The organism is Citrobacter sp. Cb028 (genome assembly GCF_030336705.1).
Taxonomy (GTDB): Bacteria; Pseudomonadota; Gammaproteobacteria; order Enterobacterales; family Enterobacteriaceae; genus Citrobacter; species Citrobacter braakii.
Genome location: NZ_JAOWCZ010000035.1, coordinates 629,021 through 646,917, shown reverse-complemented (window position 1 = coordinate 646,917; position 17,897 = coordinate 629,021). Strand labels below are relative to the sequence as shown.

General features: G+C 51.5%; 17 protein-coding genes, 1 pseudogene and 1 other annotated feature. Of the genes and pseudogenes, 11 read left to right on the top strand and 7 right to left on the bottom strand.

The window, feature by feature from the left end:
* The first annotated feature begins 237 nt into the window (after positions 1-237).
* A complete protein-coding gene (gene sbcB / locus OGV75_RS21840) occupies positions 238-1,662 on the top strand; it encodes an exodeoxyribonuclease I (protein ID WP_286481209.1) in 1,425 nt (474 codons plus the stop codon).
* Between the two features lie 60 nt (positions 1,663-1,722).
* On the opposite strand, the gene plaP is transcribed toward sbcB, so the two are convergent.
* From plaP to OGV75_RS21825, 4 genes and pseudogenes are all read right to left on the bottom strand, one after another.
* Positions 1,723-3,084, bottom strand: coding sequence for a putrescine/proton symporter PlaP (gene plaP, locus OGV75_RS21835; protein WP_016153551.1), 1,362 nt, complete (start codon positions 3,082-3,084; stop codon positions 1,723-1,725).
* Positions 3,074-3,136: a membrane protein YoeI gene (gene yoeI / locus OGV75_RS23580; protein ID WP_099045591.1), complete on the bottom strand. Its 63-nt coding sequence runs from the start codon at positions 3,134-3,136 to the stop codon at positions 3,074-3,076. The genes plaP and yoeI overlap by 11 nt, the downstream gene beginning before the upstream one ends.
* A 162-nt stretch (positions 3,137-3,298) precedes the next feature.
* Positions 3,299-4,283: pseudogene (locus OGV75_RS21830) on the bottom strand (LysR substrate-binding domain-containing protein).
* A 40-nt stretch (positions 4,284-4,323) separates the two neighbouring features.
* Positions 4,324-5,148, bottom strand: a complete 825-nt coding sequence (locus OGV75_RS21825; protein ID WP_286481207.1) for an SDR family oxidoreductase — start codon at positions 5,146-5,148, stop codon at positions 4,324-4,326.
* A gap of 174 nt (positions 5,149-5,322) precedes the next feature.
* On the opposite strand from OGV75_RS21825, the gene hisL reads away from it, so the two are divergent.
* From hisL to hisIE, 9 genes are all read left to right on the top strand, one after another.
* The gene (hisL, locus tag OGV75_RS21820) at positions 5,323-5,370 is read left to right on the top strand and encodes a his operon leader peptide (RefSeq protein ID WP_100250077.1); all 48 of its coding nucleotides are present in this window, start codon (positions 5,323-5,325) and stop codon (positions 5,368-5,370) included.
* Positions 5,346-5,468 (top strand) — a sequence feature (His leader region). It overlaps the preceding gene by 25 nt.
* A 45-nt stretch (positions 5,469-5,513) precedes the next feature.
* Complete coding sequence (hisG, locus tag OGV75_RS21815; RefSeq protein WP_003834191.1) at positions 5,514-6,413, top strand: ATP phosphoribosyltransferase; 900 nt, start codon at positions 5,514-5,516, stop codon at positions 6,411-6,413.
* A 5-nt stretch (positions 6,414-6,418) separates the two neighbouring features.
* Positions 6,419-7,723, top strand: coding sequence for a histidinol dehydrogenase (gene hisD / locus OGV75_RS21810; protein ID WP_286481206.1), 1,305 nt, complete (start codon positions 6,419-6,421; stop codon positions 7,721-7,723).
* A complete protein-coding gene (gene hisC / locus OGV75_RS21805) occupies positions 7,720-8,799 on the top strand; it encodes a histidinol-phosphate transaminase (RefSeq protein WP_103283972.1) in 1,080 nt (359 codons plus the stop codon). Before hisD ends, hisC begins: the two co-directional genes overlap by 4 nt.
* Entirely contained in the window at positions 8,796-9,863 is a 1,068-nt protein-coding gene (hisB, locus tag OGV75_RS21800; protein WP_016153556.1) for a bifunctional histidinol-phosphatase/imidazoleglycerol-phosphate dehydratase HisB, read from the top strand. The genes hisC and hisB overlap by 4 nt, the downstream gene beginning before the upstream one ends.
* Complete coding sequence (gene hisH / locus OGV75_RS21795; RefSeq protein WP_003030129.1) at positions 9,863-10,453, top strand: imidazole glycerol phosphate synthase subunit HisH; 591 nt, start codon at positions 9,863-9,865, stop codon at positions 10,451-10,453. The genes hisB and hisH overlap by 1 nt, the downstream gene beginning before the upstream one ends.
* Positions 10,453-11,190, top strand: a complete 738-nt coding sequence (hisA, locus tag OGV75_RS21790; RefSeq protein ID WP_286481204.1) for a 1-(5-phosphoribosyl)-5-[(5-phosphoribosylamino)methylideneamino]imidazole-4-carboxamide isomerase — start codon at positions 10,453-10,455, stop codon at positions 11,188-11,190. The genes hisH and hisA overlap by 1 nt, the downstream gene beginning before the upstream one ends.
* On the top strand, positions 11,172-11,948 hold the full coding sequence (gene hisF, locus OGV75_RS21785) for an imidazole glycerol phosphate synthase subunit HisF (RefSeq protein WP_019077116.1): 777 nt from the start codon (positions 11,172-11,174) through the stop codon (positions 11,946-11,948). Before hisA ends, hisF begins: the two co-directional genes overlap by 19 nt.
* Positions 11,942-12,553, top strand: a complete 612-nt coding sequence (hisIE, locus tag OGV75_RS21780; RefSeq protein WP_000956425.1) for a bifunctional phosphoribosyl-AMP cyclohydrolase/phosphoribosyl-ATP diphosphatase HisIE — start codon at positions 11,942-11,944, stop codon at positions 12,551-12,553. Before hisF ends, hisIE begins: the two co-directional genes overlap by 7 nt.
* A 56-nt stretch (positions 12,554-12,609) precedes the next feature.
* On the opposite strand, the gene wzzB is transcribed toward hisIE, so the two are convergent.
* Positions 12,610-13,593 carry an LPS O-antigen chain length determinant protein WzzB gene (gene wzzB, locus OGV75_RS21775; RefSeq protein ID WP_046275330.1) on the bottom strand — a complete coding sequence of 328 codons (984 nt, stop codon included), beginning with the start codon at positions 13,591-13,593 and terminating at the stop codon, positions 12,610-12,612.
* 394 nt (positions 13,594-13,987) lie between these two features.
* On the opposite strand from wzzB, the gene OGV75_RS21770 reads away from it, so the two are divergent.
* Entirely contained in the window at positions 13,988-14,992 is a 1,005-nt protein-coding gene (locus OGV75_RS21770; protein ID WP_286481201.1) for an NAD-dependent epimerase, read from the top strand.
* A 59-nt stretch (positions 14,993-15,051) separates the two neighbouring features.
* On the opposite strand, the gene ugd is transcribed toward OGV75_RS21770, so the two are convergent.
* Together ugd and gnd are read right to left on the bottom strand one after the other, a co-directional pair.
* Positions 15,052-16,218, bottom strand: a complete 1,167-nt coding sequence (ugd, locus tag OGV75_RS21765) for a UDP-glucose 6-dehydrogenase (RefSeq protein WP_046275328.1) — start codon at positions 16,216-16,218, stop codon at positions 15,052-15,054.
* 198 nt (positions 16,219-16,416) lie between these two features.
* Positions 16,417-17,823, bottom strand: coding sequence for an NADP-dependent phosphogluconate dehydrogenase (gene gnd / locus OGV75_RS21760; RefSeq protein ID WP_094169139.1), 1,407 nt, complete (start codon positions 17,821-17,823; stop codon positions 16,417-16,419).
* Positions 17,824-17,897: the final 74 nt, after the last annotated feature.

Here is a 17,897-nt window from a genome sequence, read left to right as displayed (position 1 = left end):
GCACCAAATAACAATAATGGTTCTCATTTATATTATTTATCAGCTCATAGATTTCAGAAAATTTATTCCAGTAATTTCCCTTAACAGTGCAAAATTTATTAATCAATTCTATTAAAGCCTGTTCATCTCAATTTTATTGCGTACATCATTCAGCATTGATAATCGCTTTGCTGATTACCTCGCTATTTTTTGGTATTCTTGGACGAGCGCTAAATTGATCCCGGACATAACTGAACAATGAATGACGGCAAGCAGCAACCTGGTTTTCTCTTTCACGATTACGAGACCTTTGGTACCCATCCGGCGCTGGACAGACCCGCGCAATTTGCGGCTATCCGCACAGATAGCGATTTCAACATTATCGGTGAACCTGAAGTCTTTTATTGCAAACCCGCAGACGACTATCTGCCGCAGCCTGAGGCGGTGCTGATAACCGGTATCACACCGCAGGAAGCGCGTGAAAAAGGAGAAAATGAAGCCGCCTTTGCTGCGCGCATCCACGCCCTGTTCACCGTGCCGAAAACCTGTATCCTGGGCTATAACAACGTGCGCTTCGATGATGAAGTAACGCGCAACATCCTGTATCGCAATTTCTACGATCCCTATGCCTGGAGCTGGCAGAACGATAATTCACGCTGGGATCTGCTGGATGTGATGCGCGCCTGCTATGCCTTGCGTCCTGAAGGAATTAACTGGCCGGAAAACGACGACGGCTTACCCAGCTTTCGCCTGGAGCATTTGACCAAAGCCAACGGTATTGAACATGCCAATGCCCACGATGCGATGGCCGACGTATACGCCACAATTGCGATGGCGCAATTAGTGAAGTCGCGCCAGCCGCGCCTGTTTGATTATCTCTACAGCCATCGCAATAAGCACAAGCTGGCCGCACTGATTGATGTCCCGCAAATGAAGCCGCTGGTCCATGTTTCGGGGATGTTCGGCGCATGGCGCGGCAACACCAGTTGGGTGGCGCCATTAGCCTGGCATCCTGAGAATCGCAACGCGGTGATTATGGTCGACTTAGCCGGTGATATTTCACCGCTGCTCGAACTGGACAGCGACGCGCTGCGTGAGCGGCTCTACACTGCTAAAGTTGATCTGGGAGATAACCCAGCCGTGCCGGTTAAACTGGTGCACATCAACAAATGCCCGGTACTGGCACAGGCGAATACCTTGCGCCCGGAAGATGCCGATCGCCTTGGCATTAACCGCCAGCATTGTCTGGATAATCTCAAAATACTGCGCGAAAACCCGCAGGTTCGCGACAAAGTGGTGGCCATCTTCGCCGATGCGGAACCCTTTACGCCATCAGATAACGTAGACGCACAGTTGTACAATGGTTTTTTCAGCGATGCCGATCGTGCCGCGATGAAAATCGTTCTGGAAACTGAGCCGCGCAATTTACCGGCGCTGGATATCTCCTTTGTCGATAAGCGCATTGAAAAGCTGCTGTTTAACTACCGCGCACGTAACTTCCCCGGAACGCTGGATGAAGCCGAACAGCAGCGCTGGCTGGACCATCGTCGTCAAATATTCACGCCGGAGTTTTTGCAAAATTACGCCAATGAATTGCAGATGCTGAGCCAGCAATATGCAGATAACAAAGGGAAACTGATGCTGCTGAAGTCACTCTGGCAGTATGCGCAAGAGATTGTATAACTCCCACGTATAAAAAAACCGGAGAACATGTCTCCGGTTTTTTTTATCTAAATACAGTTATTACGCGATATCTTCGTCGTACTGTGGCACCGGGTTACGGAAGCTTTTGGTCACGCAAGCCAGGTAAATCAGACCAATAGCGGCCCAGATCAGACCCAGAACCATTGAGCTCTCTTCCAGGTTCACCCACAGCGCACCAACGGTCAGCGCACCGCACATTGGCAGGAACAGATACTGGAAGTGGTCTTTCAGCGTCTTGTTACGCTTCTCACGGATCCAGAACTGGGAGATCACCGACAGGTTAACGAAGGTAAACGCCACCAGCGCACCGAAGTTAATCAGCGCCGTCGCCATCACCAGGTCGAAGTTAATTGCCAGCAGAGCAATCGCACCAACCAGAATGATGTTCATGGACGGAGTACGCCATTTCGGGTGGACATAACCGAAGAAACTTTTCGGGAACACACCGTCACGCCCCATCACATACATCAGACGCGCTACGCCTGCATGCGCCGCCATACCTGACGCCAGTACGGTAATGGTAGAGAAAATCAGCGCGCCGACCTGGAAGAACTTACCAGCGACATACAGCATGATTTCCGGCTGCGAAGCGTCCGGATCCTTGAAGCGTGAGATATCCGGGAAGTACAGCTGCAACAGATAGGTGGAGACGATAAAGATCAGGCCACCAATCAGCGCGGTCAGGAAAATCGCCCGCGGGATCACACGTTCAGCGTCTTTGGTTTCTTCAGACAGGTTGCTGATACCGTCAAAACCGGTGAACGAGAAGCACAGGATAGTCGCTCCCGTGATCATCGGGATCACATGCGCATCACCTGACCAGAACGGACGGCTGCTCGCCAGCGTACCGGCACCTTCCCCTTCGAACACGCCATAAACGACCATGCCGAGGATCACTGCAATCAGCACCACCTGCAACAACACGATGACGGTGTTGAAATTCGCAACAGATTTCAGGCTGCGCAGGTTAAAGGCGGTCATAAAGGCCACCAGCGCCACCACGAATATCCATGACGGTATCGACGGCACCAGAGCTTCAAAATAAATTTTCGCCAACAGAATGTTGATCATCGGTGCGAACAGGTAGTCCAGCAGTGATGACCAACCCACCATAAAGCCAACGGTCGGGCTAATGGATTTCTGGGCGTAAGTGTAGGCAGAGCCTGCAGACGGATAGCGACGCACCAGTTTACCGTAGCTCAGTGCGGTAAAGAGGATGGCGATCAGTGCAAAGGCGTAAGCTGTCGGGACGTGACCATCGGTCATTCCTGATACGATACCGAATGTATCGAACAGCGTCATCGGCTGCATATAGGCAAGGCCCATCATGACAACCGGAACCAGCGTAAGCGTTTTACGTAATTCCACGCGAGAGGTGTTTGGAGTAGCGTTATGCGACATGGTTATCCCCCATTACGGCGAAAACCGTCGCGTAAGCAAAAAATTGCCCCATTTTTTGTTAATCCTCAGCGACAACAACTGTCGATTTTTAAGTAAGTATCTATCCGGTACGAAGCCCGGCCTCTTTTATGAATGATTGGTTTGATGCAAAAAAATAACCGACGCGTATTAAAACGTCGGTTAATGTCATTTTTTGCAAGCGGCGTATTTTGCACTAATTTGGAGAGAAATAACAAGAGATTGAAGCTACTACAAAAGAATATTTTTTCTTAACTGATTGATTTATCAGCAGCCGTTTTAACATACATCCCCGCAATAGCACTATTTGCTAAAATCTCATCCCGCCACCAGGCACTGGCCAACCCGGCAGTCTGTTCATTCCAACCTATCCACACGGGTTCAAAGATAATTTGTGCGACCACTTTTTTCTCAATCAGAGCGCCGCTCTCCAGAAATCGCTGCGCCAGATAGCGTGGAATATAGCCGCATCCCAGACCACTGATTTGCAGTTCCAGCTTGGTTTTGAAGTCAAAAACGGTGATGGCTTCCTGATCGTCAAGCACCTGGGAGCCGGAGACGTTGGCATGCTGTGCATTGTCGCCCACCACAATCGCGCGAAAACGCCGAATAGTGCGACGATTCAACGGCTCCTGTTCCTGCGCCAGCGGATGATGCGACGCAACCACAAACACCTGCTCCAGAACCCCTAGCTGCGCAAAGCCAAATTCGCTCGCTGCAGGCGGCTCATGCGTGGCGCCGACAATAATATCCGCCCGCCCCTGAGTGAGGGCATCCCAGGAGCCGCCCAGCACGCCATTGATAAATTTCAGGCGCGTCACACTGTGGTGTTGATAGAAAGATTCGATGAGTGGGGCCAGCAGCGAAAAGGGAAACGTATCATCTACGCCAATAACCAGTTCATTCTCCCAGCCTTCGTGAAGTTTAATCGCCTGCTTTTCGAGTTCGCGGACGGTGTGCAACACCTCCCGCCCCTTTTCCAGCAGCATCTGCCCGGTACGGGTAAACTTAGCCCGATGTCCGCTGCGATCGAGTAGCTGAATATTAAGATCGCTTTCCAGCTTATGGACGGTGTAGCTAAGCGCAGACGGCGTCTTAAACAATTTTGCCGACGCCGCAGCGAAACTGCCCTCTTTTTCCAACGCATCGAGGATGATAAGAACGTCCAGCAGTGGTTTCATACTCGCCCCCTGGCGGTATCAGCGGCACTCTGCTGGTCTGTCACTCCATCGGCATCACCAGCGGGTCAGGATACTGGTACTCAAACCCAAGCTCGTTACAAATACGGTTGCCATCAATGACTTTACCTTTACCGTTATCCTCATTACCACGAAATTCCGGCGGCTCCATCCCCAACTGGCGGGCCATCTGTGGATAGAACACATTGCGCGCCGGATGCATAGGCGCACATATATTATAGATGTGTCCCCCTTTTGGCGCTTGCAGCAGCAAAGAGATGGCGGCAACCACATCATCCAGATGCACCAGATTGACGCCATGGTGTCCATCTGGCGCCGTCTTGCCAGCGAAAAAACGACCGGGATGTCTTCCCGGGCCGACAAGTCCGGCCAGGCGCAAAATATCCACCGAAGTGCCGGGTAAATTGTGCAACCAGTCTTCAAGTTCTTTCAATACGCGACCACTTGCAGTGACCGGGTTACGCGGAGTCCCTTCTTTCACGATGCCTTGTGCATCGCCATAGACCGACGTCGAACTGGTAAAAATAATCCGCGGGATACGGTACGCCAGCGCACTGTCGACCAGCTCCTGCATAGCCTGCAGGTAAAATGTCTCCCCCGGACCGCTACGGCGCGCAGGTAGCGTAATAACCAGCGCGTCGGAGTCCATCAGTGCGTCGAGATCGTCTGTCTCACAAACCAGTTCAGGCTCCAGGCGCAGCGAGTAGCTCTCTATACCACTCATGCGGGCCGCTTCAACCCCATCCAATGTGGTTTTGCTGCCGGTAACCTGCCAGCCTCTCGCCGCCAGCGACATAGCTAACGGCATGCCTAACCAACCTAAACCGACAATTGCGACCTTTTTCATGCCTTCTCTCCTGACTTTTGGCCTATAACGCAAGGCTACGCTAGCCCACAGTGGCTGACAATTCATAGTATCAATATGAAATGAATTAATGATCAAAAAAAGCCCTTGCTTTCCGTAGCTAAAGTGGTTTAGGTTAAAAGACATCAAATGAATAAACATTCATCGAGAAAATTTATGACACGCGCTCAATTCAAACACCATCATCACCATCATCCTGACTAGTCTTTCAGGCGATGTGTGCTGGGAGACATTTAAATCTTCCAGCGGTGCATGAGCGTATGAGAAAGCCCCCGGAAGATTTCTTCCGGGGGCTTTTTTTTGTGCGTGACCCAAACTGATTCAGACAGGATAACGAGGAATAAAGAATGTTAGATAACACCCGTTTACGCATAGCTATGCAGAAATCAGGTCGTTTAAGCGATGATTCACGCGAATTGCTGGCCCGTTGCGGCATTAAAATTAATCTTCACACCCAGCGCCTGATCGCGATGGCTGAGAATATGCCGATCGATATTCTGCGCGTGCGTGATGACGATATCCCGGGTCTGGTGATGGACGGCGTCGTAGATCTCGGCATCATCGGGGAAAACGTTCTCGAAGAGGAACTGCTCAACCGCCGGGCACAGGGTGAAGATCCGCGCTATTTTACCCTGCGTCGTCTGGACTTCGGCGGCTGCCGTCTTTCGCTGGCTACCCCGGTTGATGAAGCCTGGGATGGCCCGGCAGCGCTGAACGGTAAGCGTATCGCTACCTCTTACCCACACCTGCTTAAACGTTATCTTGATCAAAAAGGGGTGTCGTTTAAATCCTGTCTGTTAAACGGCTCTGTAGAAGTCGCCCCCCGCGCAGGTCTGGCTGATGCGATTTGCGATCTGGTGTCAACCGGAGCCACGCTTGAAGCCAACGGTCTGCGTGAAGTGGAAGTGATTTACCGCTCTAAAGCCTGCCTGATTCAGCGCGACGGCGAAATGGCCGAAGCCAAGCAACAACTGATCGACAAACTGCTGACCCGTATTCAGGGGGTTATTCAGGCACGTGAATCAAAATACATCATGATGCACGCGCCGAGCGAACGTCTGGACGAAGTCATCGCCCTGCTGCCAGGCGCTGAGCGCCCTACCATTCTGCCACTGGCGGGTGACCAGCAGCGCGTAGCCATGCACATGGTCAGCAGCGAAACCCTGTTCTGGGAAACGATGGAAAAACTGAAAGCGCTCGGCGCCAGCTCCATTCTGGTGCTGCCGATTGAGAAGATGATGGAGTGATAGCCATGAGCTTCAATACCCTGATCGACTGGAATAGCCGTAGTCCCGAGCAGCAGCGCGAACTGCTGATGCGCCCGGCGATATCCGCCTCTGAAAGCATCAGCCGCACGGTGGCCGAGATTCTTGAGAACGTCAAAAATAACGGCGACCGGGCGCTGCGTGAATACAGTGCAAAGTTTGACAAAACCGAGGTCGGCACGCTGCGCGTCACCGAAGAAGAAATTCAGCAAGCCAGTAGCCGCCTGAGCGACGAGCTGAAAGAAGCCATGCAGGCGGCGGTGCGTAATATTGATGCGTTCCACACCGCGCAAATCCTGCCGCCGGTGGATATTGAAACTCAGCCTGGCGTGCGCTGCCAGCAGGTTACTCGCCCTATCGCCTCCGTGGGGCTGTATATTCCTGGGGGATCGGCACCGCTCTTCTCGACCGTATTAATGCTGGCGACCCCGGCGCGTATCGCTGGCTGCAAAAAAGTGGTGCTCTGCTCACCGCCGCCGATTGCCGATGAAATCCTCTACGCCGCGCAACTGTGTGGCGTAAAAGAGGTGTTCAACGTGGGCGGCGCGCAGGCCATTGCCGCGCTGGCGCTGGGTACCAAATCTATTCCTAAGGTCGATAAAATCTTCGGGCCAGGCAATGCGTATGTGACCGAAGCCAAACGTCAGGTCAGCCAACGTCTTGACGGCGCGGCTATCGACATGCCTGCGGGCCCGTCTGAAGTGCTGGTTATCGCCGACAGCGGCGCGACGCCTGACTTTGTTGCTTCCGACCTGCTCTCTCAGGCCGAACACGGCCCCGACTCGCAGGTTATCCTGCTGACACCAGACGCTACGCTTGCCGAAGGCGTGGCCAAAGCCGTTGAACGCCAGCTCGCCGAGCTTTCCCGCGCCGACACCGCACGTCAGGCGCTCGCCGCCAGCCGACTGATCGTCGCCAGAGATCTTGAGCAATGCGTGGCCATCTCTAACGCCTACGGCCCGGAGCACCTGATTATTCAGACCCGTAACGCGCGTGAACTGGTTGACGATATCACCAGCGCTGGTTCGGTATTCCTGGGTGACTGGTCTCCTGAGTCGGCTGGCGACTATGCTTCCGGCACCAACCACGTTCTTCCGACCTACGGCTATACCGCAACCTGCTCAAGCCTTGGGCTGGCTGATTTCCAGAAACGGATGACGGTACAGGAATTAACTCCCCAAGGTTTCTCTGCCCTGGCCTCCACCATTGAAACACTGGCCGCTGCTGAACGACTGACTGCCCACAAAAATGCCGTCACCCTGCGCGTTAACGCCCTGAAGGAGCAAGCATGAGCACTGACAACTTTCTCAGCGTCACTGATTTAGCCCGTAATAATGTTCGCGAGTTAACGCCCTATCAGTCTGCCCGTCGTCTTGGCGGTAACGGTGACGTGTGGCTCAACGCGAATGAGTACCCAACCGCCGTTGAGTTCCAGCTACGCCAGCAGACGCTGAACCGCTATCCGGAGTGTCAGCCGAAAGCCGTAATTGAGAATTACGCGCAGTATGCTGGCGTCAAACCAGAGCAGGTGCTGGTCAGCCGCGGTGCAGATGAAGGGATCGAACTGCTGGTGCGCGCTTTTTGCGAACCCGGTAAAGATGCAATTCTCTACTGTCCGCCGACTTACGGCATGTACAGCGTCAGCGCCGAAACGATTGGCGTTGAATGCCGCACCGTCCCGACCCTGGATAACTGGCAGCTGGATTTACAAGGCATCGCGGACAAGCTTGATGGCGTGAAAGTGGTCTACGTATGCAGCCCCAATAACCCAACCGGCCAGCTGATAAATCCGCAGGACCTACGTTCACTGCTCGAAATGACGCAGGGTAAAGCCATCGTGGTCGCTGATGAGGCCTATATTGAATTTTGTCCTCAGGCCACGCTGGCAGGCTGGCTGTCTGAGTATCCGCATCTGGCAGTATTACGCACGCTGTCCAAAGCGTTTGCTCTCGCCGGTTTACGCTGCGGATTTACGCTGGCGAATGAAGAGGTTATCAATCTGCTGTTAAAGGTGATTGCTCCCTACCCGCTTTCTACCCCGGTAGCGGATATCGCCGCCCAGGCGCTGACGCCACAAGGGATTTCCGCCATGCGCCAACGCGTAGAGCAGATCCTGCAAGAGCGTCAGTATCTGGTGGAGAACCTGAAAACCATTCGCTGTGTAGAGCAGGTTTTTGACTCTGAAACCAACTATGTTCTGGCGCGCTTCACCGCATCAAGCAGCGTATTTAAATCTTTGTGGGATCAGGGCATTATCTTACGAGATCAGAATAAACAACCTTCATTAAGCGGCTGCCTGCGAATTACTGTCGGAACCCGCGAAGAGAGCCAGCGCGTCATTGACGCCTTACGTGCGGAGCAAGTATGAGCCAGAAGTATCTTTTTATTGACCGTGATGGAACCCTGATTTCAGAACCGCCAAGTGACTTTCAGGTCGATCGCTTTGACAAACTCGCCTTCGAGCCGGACGTCGTTCCCGTTTTGCTGAAGCTGCAAAAAGCCGGCTTTAAGCTGGTGATGATTACTAACCAGGATGGACTCGGTACGCAGAGCTTCCCGCAGGCCGATTTTGACGGTCCGCATAACCTGATGATGCAAATATTCACCTCTCAGGGCGTAGCATTTGATGAGGTGCTGATCTGCCCGCACCTGCCAGCGGACGCGTGTGATTGCCGTAAGCCAAAAGTGAAACTGGTTGAGCAGTATCTGGTTGAACAGGCCATGGATGTGGCAAACAGCTACGTCATTGGTGACCGGGCGACCGATATTCAGCTCGCAGAAAACATGGGCATTAGCGGATTACGCTACCACCGCGACACCCTGAACTGGGCGATGATCGGTGAGCAGTTGACCAAACGAGACCGTTACGCGCACGTTGAGCGTAATACCAAAGAGACGCAGATTGACGTCAAAGTCTGGCTGGACCGCGAAGGCCGTAGCAAAATCAATACCGGCGTTGGCTTCTTTGACCACATGCTGGATCAAATCGCCACCCACGGCGGTTTTCGCATGGAGATTGCCGTCAAAGGCGATCTGTATATTGACGATCACCACACCGTTGAAGATACCGGTCTGGCGCTGGGTGAAGCCTTAAAGCTGGCATTAGGCGATAAACGCGGTATCAACCGTTTTGGTTTTGTGCTGCCGATGGACGAGTGCCTGGCACGTTGCGCGCTGGATATCTCGGGGCGTCCGCACCTGGAATACCGCGCGGAGTTTACCTACCAACGCGTTGGCGATCTGAGCACAGAGATGATTGAACACTTCTTCCGTTCACTTTCTTACACCATGGGTGTCACCTTGCACCTGAAAACCAAAGGGAAAAATGACCACCACCGAGTGGAGAGCCTGTTTAAAGCCTTTGGTCGTACGCTGCGTCAGGCTATTCGCGTAGAAGGCGATACGCTGCCCTCCTCAAAAGGAGTGCTGTAATGAACGTGGTGATCCTTGATACCGGCTGCGCCAATCTGCACTCGGTGAAATCCGCCGTCGCGCGCCATGGATACGACCCGGTTGTCAGCCGTGACCCGGACGTGGTGCTGCGTGCCGATAAACTGTTTCTGCCGGGCGTCGGTACCGCCCAGGCGGCTATGGACCAGTTGCACGAGCGTGAACTGATTGAACTGATTAAAGCCTGTACGCAACCGGTACTGGGGATCTGCTTAGGCATGCAACTGCTTGGCCGTCGCAGCGAAGAGAGTAACGGTGTCTCTCTGCTGGGCATTATTGAGCAGGACGTTCCGAAGATGACCGATTTCGGTCTGCCGCTGCCGCATATGGGCTGGAATCGCGTCTATCCGCAGGCGGGAAATCGTCTGTTCCAGGGCATTGAAGATGGCGCATATTTCTACTTTGTACACAGCTATGCTATGCCGGTGAACCCGTGGACCATCGCCCAGTGCCATTACGGCGAACCATTTACCGCGGCAGTACAAAAGGACAATTTCTTTGGCGTGCAGTTTCACCCTGAACGCTCGGGCGCGGCTGGGGCGCAGTTGCTGAAAAACTTTCTGGAGATGTAATGATTATTCCGGCATTAGATTTAATCGACGGCACGGTGGTGCGTCTTCATCAGGGCGATTACGCAACGCAACGTGATTATGGCAACGATCCTCTCCCCCGTTTACAGGATTACGCAGCTCAGGGTGCCGAAGTACTGCACCTGGTTGATTTAACTGGCGCGAAAGACCCGGCGCAGCGGCAGATCCCGCTGATTAAAATGCTGGTCGCTGGAGTCAATGTTCCGGTGCAGGTTGGTGGCGGCGTACGTACCGAAGCGGATGTTGAAGCGCTGCTTGACGCTGGCGTCGCGCGCGTAGTGGTGGGTTCGACGGCGGTAAAATCTCCCGAAGTCGTCAAAAGCTGGTTTGCCCGTTTTGGCGCCGACGCGCTGGTGCTGGCGCTGGACGTTCGAATTGACGAGCGCGGTAATAAACAGGTTGCGGTTAGCGGCTGGCAGGAAGATTCCGGGGTTTCTCTGGAAGAACTGGTTGAGACCTATCTCCCTGTCGGCCTGAAACACGTGCTGTGCACCGATATCTCCCGCGACGGCACGCTGGCTGGCTCAAACGTCGCGCTTTATGAAGAAGTGTGCGCCAAATATCCGCAGGTGGCGTTTCAGTCATCTGGCGGTATAGGTGGAATTGAGGACGTAGCCGCCCTGCGCGGGACTGGGGTTGGCGGCGTGATCGTCGGACGCGCTCTGCTGGAAGGTAAGTTCACCGTTGAGGAGGCCATTCAATGCTGGCAAAACGCATAATTCCTTGTCTGGACGTTCGTGATGGACAGGTGGTAAAAGGCGTCCAGTTTCGCAATCACGAGATTATTGGTGACATTGTCCCGCTGGCAAAACGCTATGCCGATGAAGGCGCAGATGAACTGGTGTTCTACGATATCACCGCCTCCAGCGATGGCCGAGTAGTGGATAAAAGCTGGGTATCTCGCGTGGCGGAAGTGATCGATATTCCGTTCTGCGTTGCCGGTGGCATTAAATCCATCGACGATGCGGCGCGCATCCTCTCCTTCGGGGCGGATAAAATCTCTATCAACTCCCCGGCGCTGGCCGAACCGGAGCTTATCACTCGTCTGGCTGACCGCTTTGGCGTGCAGTGTATCGTGGTAGGCATTGATACGTGGTATGACGCCGAAACCGGAAAATATCATGTTAATCAATATACCGGGGATGAAAGCCGTACCCGCGTCACGCAATGGGAAACGCTGGACTGGGTGCAGGAAGTACAAAAACGCGGCGCAGGCGAAATCGTCCTGAACATGATGAACCAGGACGGCGTGCGTAACGGCTACGATCTGGAGCAACTGAAAAAAGTGCGCGACGTTTGCCATGTACCGCTGATTGCCTCCGGCGGCGCGGGCACCATGGAACACTTCCTTGAAGCCTTCCGGGACGCCGACGTTGACGGCGCGCTTGCCGCTTCCGTCTTTCACAAGCAAATTATTAATATTGGCGAATTAAAAGCGTACCTGGCAACACAGGGCGTGGAGATCAGGATATGTTAACGAAGCAACAATGCCGCGAGCTGGACTGGGAAAAAACCGACGGACTGATGCCAGTCATCGTGCAGCATGCGGTTTCCGGTGAGGTACTAATGCTGGGTTATATGAACCCGGAAGCACTGGATAAAACGCTTGAAAGCGGCAAAGTGACCTTTTTCTCGCGGACCAAACAGCGCCTGTGGACCAAGGGTGAAACCTCCGGTCACTTCCTGAACGTGGTGAGCATCGCGCCCGACTGCGACAACGACACCCTGCTGGTACTGGTTAACCCGATTGGCCCGACCTGCCATAAAGGCACCTCAAGCTGCTTTGGCGATGCCAGCCACCAGTGGCTGTTCCTGTATCAACTGGAGCAACTACTGGCCGAACGTAAAACCGCTGATCCGGCAAGCTCCTACACTGCGAAGCTGTATGCCAGCGGCACCAAACGCATTGCGCAAAAAGTGGGTGAAGAAGGCGTAGAGACCGCGCTGGCCGCAACCGTGAACGATCGTTTCGAACTGACCAATGAAGCCTCTGATCTGATGTATCACCTGCTGGTTCTGCTGCAGGATCAGGACCTCGACCTGACGACGGTGATTGAGAATTTACGCAAAAGACATCAGTAATCTTTAGACGTAAAAAAACCGGGCGAGCCCGGTTTTTTTGTTATTGAGATGAGCGCTTATTCGGCTTTGTCTTTATAGTTGCGCAGCGCATTTCGCCCCAGCACGATCCCGGCACCAATCATCCCGCCGAGCAGAACCGCCAACACCAAAGTTATTGATTTTTTGGGGCTATCACGACGAATCGGTAACGTTGGTTTCATCACATAGCGGTAGGAGTGCAGTTTTGCCTTTTCAAGATTTAACGCCTCAATATCCAGCAGGTTTTGCTTGGTCTGGTAGTAATTACCAGAGAAGATCAAGGGACGAGTCGCTTCGTGTTCAATCATTGATTTCAGTGCATCACTGCCCAGCAATAGCATACTGTCCTGCGTGACATCCTGAGTTTGCTGAATTTGTGGCTTAATTACCCCAGCCTGTTCTGCATAACGCAAAGCTTCCTGAATTTGCCTAATTCGCAGATCTTTTTGTTCCTGAGCAACCGCTTCCTGAGTTTTCAGAGAATCTTGCAGCGTAGCTGTTTGCAACTTGACATTATCAGCAAGATCAAGCTCCAGTTCTTTGGCAACCTTTTCATCTATTTGTTGAATATATTCAGCAAGTTGACGCTGAGCTTCTTCTGGGGAAGCACCAACATAAGAAACCGCTAACGGCAGTTGTTGGCCTTTTACAGACTGCTCAATCGACAGTTTTTCCGGTTTTTCCTGATTATCCAGCGTTTCCGCCAATGCAGAGAAAGAGGTACTGAAACGACCAATAACGTTTGTCTGAAGTTCAGTCACCTTAGGCGCGCTGGCACCATACAACACATTGAGTGCGTTGTTATACGTGGCAATCTGTCCAACATCCGGTTGAGTGATAATCGCTGTAGAGGTCCATTTCTCTTTAGCAACCGCTAAATAACCGACAGCACAGGCAATAGCAATAACGATAGCAACAATAATCGTCAATTTCCCACGCCACAGCTGCATCAATAAATCAATCAGATCAATCTGCTCCGGATCGTTACTGCGCCCGGATACGTTGTTATCACTCACAGACATAGATATCCTAAATGAGGAAAGACTAAAACTGGCATTAGTTTAGTCATAAATATGTTTAATGCCATAGGATTATTGATAAAAAAAACAGATTATTTAAGTGATTTTAATTGGTATTTTAATCACTACTGAAAAAAGAAGTGGTTTACTAAAAGTGTCAATACTCTGGGTTCCTACTCTGAGCAAAATATCGAACGAAAGGTTAAATAGTAGTCAACGGGCATACCTAACGCTTCCGTACGTTAAATTCACTATGTGAATATATAATAGCTGACCAGTAAAAATGGCAAGCATGAAAAAAGATAACGATTAGCTTTTTTGTCATCTAACGGTATCATTCCATTTTTCGTCGCACCTACTGGTGCCTGGCTCCCCTTTAGCCAAAAGAGGAACGAACATGAAATACCTGGTTACGGGCGCCGCTGGTTTCATCGGCTTCCACGTTAGCAAACGCCTCCTTGAGGCAGGCCATCAAGTCGTCGGTATTGATAATCTGAACGATTACTACGACGTCAGTCTTAAACAGGCTCGTCTGGCGTTACTGGTACATCCCGGTTTCCATTTTCATAAGATTGATTTAGCCGACCAGGATAGCATGGCTGAGCTCTTCATATCCGGGCATTTCGAACTTGTGATTCATCTTGCCGCCCAGGCTGGCGTACGTTATTCGCTCGAAAATCCGCATGCCTACGTAGACTCAAATCTCACAGGTTTTCTGAACATACTGGAAGGGTGTCGCCATAATAAAATTCAACATTTACTCTATGCATCCTCCAGTTCGGTTTACGGTCTGAATCGCAAAATGCCTTTCTCAACGGATGATTCCGTCGATCACCCCGTATCTCTGTATGCGGCAACCAAAAAAGCCAATGAACTGATGGCCCATACTTATTCCCATCTGTATGGATTGCCCACCACCGGGCTACGTTTCTTTACCGTGTACGGCCCTTGGGGTCGCCCGGATATGGCGCTGTTCAAGTTCACCAAAGCGATACTGGAAGGGAAAAGTATTGACGTCTATAACTACGGCAAAATGAAGCGTGACTTTACCTATATTGATGATATCGCCGAAGCAATCATTCGCCTGCAGGATGTCATTCCGCAATCAGACGATCAGTGGACCGTTGAAACAGGAACACCAGCGGCCAGCATTGCGCCGTATCGGGTTTATAATATCGGTAATAGCTCACCAGTTGAGTTAATGGACTACATCCGAGCCCTTGAAGATGCACTGGGCATTGAAGCTACGAAAAATATGCTACCGCTACAGCCTGGCGATGTACTGGAAACCAGCGCAGATACTAAAGCACTGTATGATGTTATTGGTTTTAAACCTCAAACAACGGTTAAAGATGGGGTGAAGAACTTTGTTGACTGGTACCGTGATTTCTACAAAGAATAATTACTGATCGATTTAGAATAAAAAGGCCTTTAATAAGGCCTTTTTTGTGGGGAGGAGGATTAATCGCTACCGAACAGATCGCGTGTATACACTTTTTCTGCAACATCAGATAACTCTGACGTCATGCGATTAGAAATAATAATATCTGCTTCATTTTTGAACGCATTAAGATCACGAACCACCCGAGAGTGGAAAAATTCATCTTCCTCCATGACGGGTTCGTAAATAATAACGGGTACACCCTTGGCTTTAATACGCTTCATAATTCCCTGAATAGAAGACGCCCGGAAATTATCGGAACCACTTTTCATAATCAAACGATACACGCCAACCACTTGAGGTTTACGCGCAAGAATAGAGTCTGCAATAAAGTCTTTGCGCGTGCGGTTAGCATCAACGATCGCGCCAATAATATTGTTTGGCACAGACGCATAGTTAGCCAGCAATTGCTTAGTATCTTTCGGCAGACAGTAGCCACCATAGCCAAATGACGGGTTGTTGTAATGATTACCGATACGCGGATCCAGACATACCCCTTCGATAATCTGGCGTGAGTTCAGACCAAGGCTTTCTGCATAGCTATCCAACTCATTAAAATAGGCCACGCGTAACGCCAGATAAGTATTAGCAAAAAGTTTGATGGCTTCTGCTTCAGTCGAGTCAGTAAACAACGTTGGAATATCTTTCTTCACCGCACCTTCCTGCAGCAACGCAGCAAAGCGCTCCGCGCGCTCAGAACGTTCGCCAATAACAATACGCGACGGATGCAGGTTATCGTACAACGCACGGCCTTCACGCAGGAACTCCGGCGAGAAGAAGATATTGTCGGTACCCAACTGTTCTTTAATGGAGTTCGTAAAACCAACGGGGATGGTGGACTTAATGACCATTACCGCATTTGGATTAATTGCAACCACGTCGCGGATCACAGACTCGACGCTGGAGGTGTTGAAATAGTTGGTCTTCGGATCGTAGTCAGTTGGTGTCGCGATGATAACGTAGTCCGCGTCGCGGTAAGCATCATACTTATCGGTCGTTGCACGGAAATTTAGCTGCTTTGTCGCCAGGTACTCTTCGATTTCTTTATCAACAATCGGCGATTTTTTCTGATTCAGCATCTCGACTTTGGCCTGGACGATATCCAGAGCGACCACTTCATGGTGCTGGGCAATCAGAATACCGTTCGACAGACCTACGTAACCTGTTCCTGAGATAGTTATCTTCATTCGCTCTGTAACTTCTTCCGGTTAAACATTTGAGGGTGAACACACCGCCAGCATTATGGCGTATCGGCTCCGCATAACGTCATTATATCGTGATTTGCTACAACACCGGCTATCAGACCTGACTGAATCCCATTTTTTGGCAATAAAAAAGCCCGGAGGAGCGCTCCGGGCCTGTATTTACAGTTGGGTTAAATCAGATTAATCCAGCCATTCAGTGTGGAACACACCTTCTTTATCGGTGCGTTTATACGTGTGCGCACCGAAGTAGTCACGCTGGGCCTGAATCAGGTTAGCCGGCAGCACCGCGGAACGGTAGCTGTCGTAGTACGCCACTGCAGCGGAGAAGGTCGGTACAGGAATACCGTTCTGCACAGCGTAAGCCACTACATCACGCAACGCTTGCTGATATTCATCAGCGATATTTTTGAAGTACGGGGCCAACAGCAGGTTCGCGATACCCTTGTTTTCAGCATAGGCGTCGGTGATTTTCTGCAGGAACTGTGCACGAATAATGCAGCCCGCGCGGAAGATCTTGGCGATTTCGCCGTAGTTCAGATCCCAGTTGTATTCATCAGACGCGGCACGCAGTTGAGAGAAGCCCTGCGCGTAGGAGACTATTTTGCCCAGGTACAGTGCGCGACGGACTTTCTCAACGAATTCTGCTTTATCCCCAGCCAGTTTAGCCTGCGGTCCAGAAAGCACTTTGGATGCCGCAACGCGCTGATCTTTCAGAGAAGAGATATAGCGAGCGAATACGGATTCGGTGATCAGCGACAGTGGTTCCCCCAGATCCAGTGAACTCTGGCTGGTCCATTTTCCGGTACCTTTGTTCGCTGCTTCATCCAGGATCACATCAACCAGGTATTTACCCTCTTCATCTTTTTTGGTGAAGATATCTTTTGTGATGTCAATCAGGTAGCTGCTCAGCTCGCCTTCGTTCCACTCGGTGAAAGTAGTGGCCAGCTCTTCGTTAGACAGGTTCAGACCGCCTTTTAACAGAGAATAGGCTTCAGCAATCAGCTGCATGTCGCCGTATTCAATACCGTTGTGCACCATTTTCACGTAATGACCCGCACCGTCAGCACCGATGTAGGTCACGCACGGTTCGCCATCTTCAGCAACAGCGGCGATTTTAGTTAAAATTGGTGCAACCAGCTCATACGCTTCTTTCTGGCCGCCAGGCATGATAGAAGGACCTTTCAAGGCACCCTCTTCACCGCCGGAAACACCAGTACCGATGAAGTTAAAGCCTTCGGCGGACAGTTCACGGTTACGACGGATAGTGTCCTGGAAGAAGGTGTTACCGCCATCAATGATGATGTCGCCTTTATCCAGATACGGCTTCAGGGAGTCAATAGCAGCATCAGTGCCTGCACCTGCTTTCACCATTAACAGGATACGACGTGGGGTTTCAAGAGACTCGACGAACTCCTTGACCGTGTAGTGAGGAACCAGCTTTTTGCCTGGGTTCTCAGCGATAACTTCTTCGGTTTTTTCACGGGAGCGGTTGAAGATGGAGACGGTATAACCACGGCTTTCGATGTTGAGCGCCAGGTTGCGCCCCATCACTGCCATACCGACTACGCCGATCTGTTGCTTGGACATTACATACTCCTGTCAGGTGTGGTCACCACACGACTTGTGTGCGGCTTGAATGTGGTTTAGATGTTAACTCATAA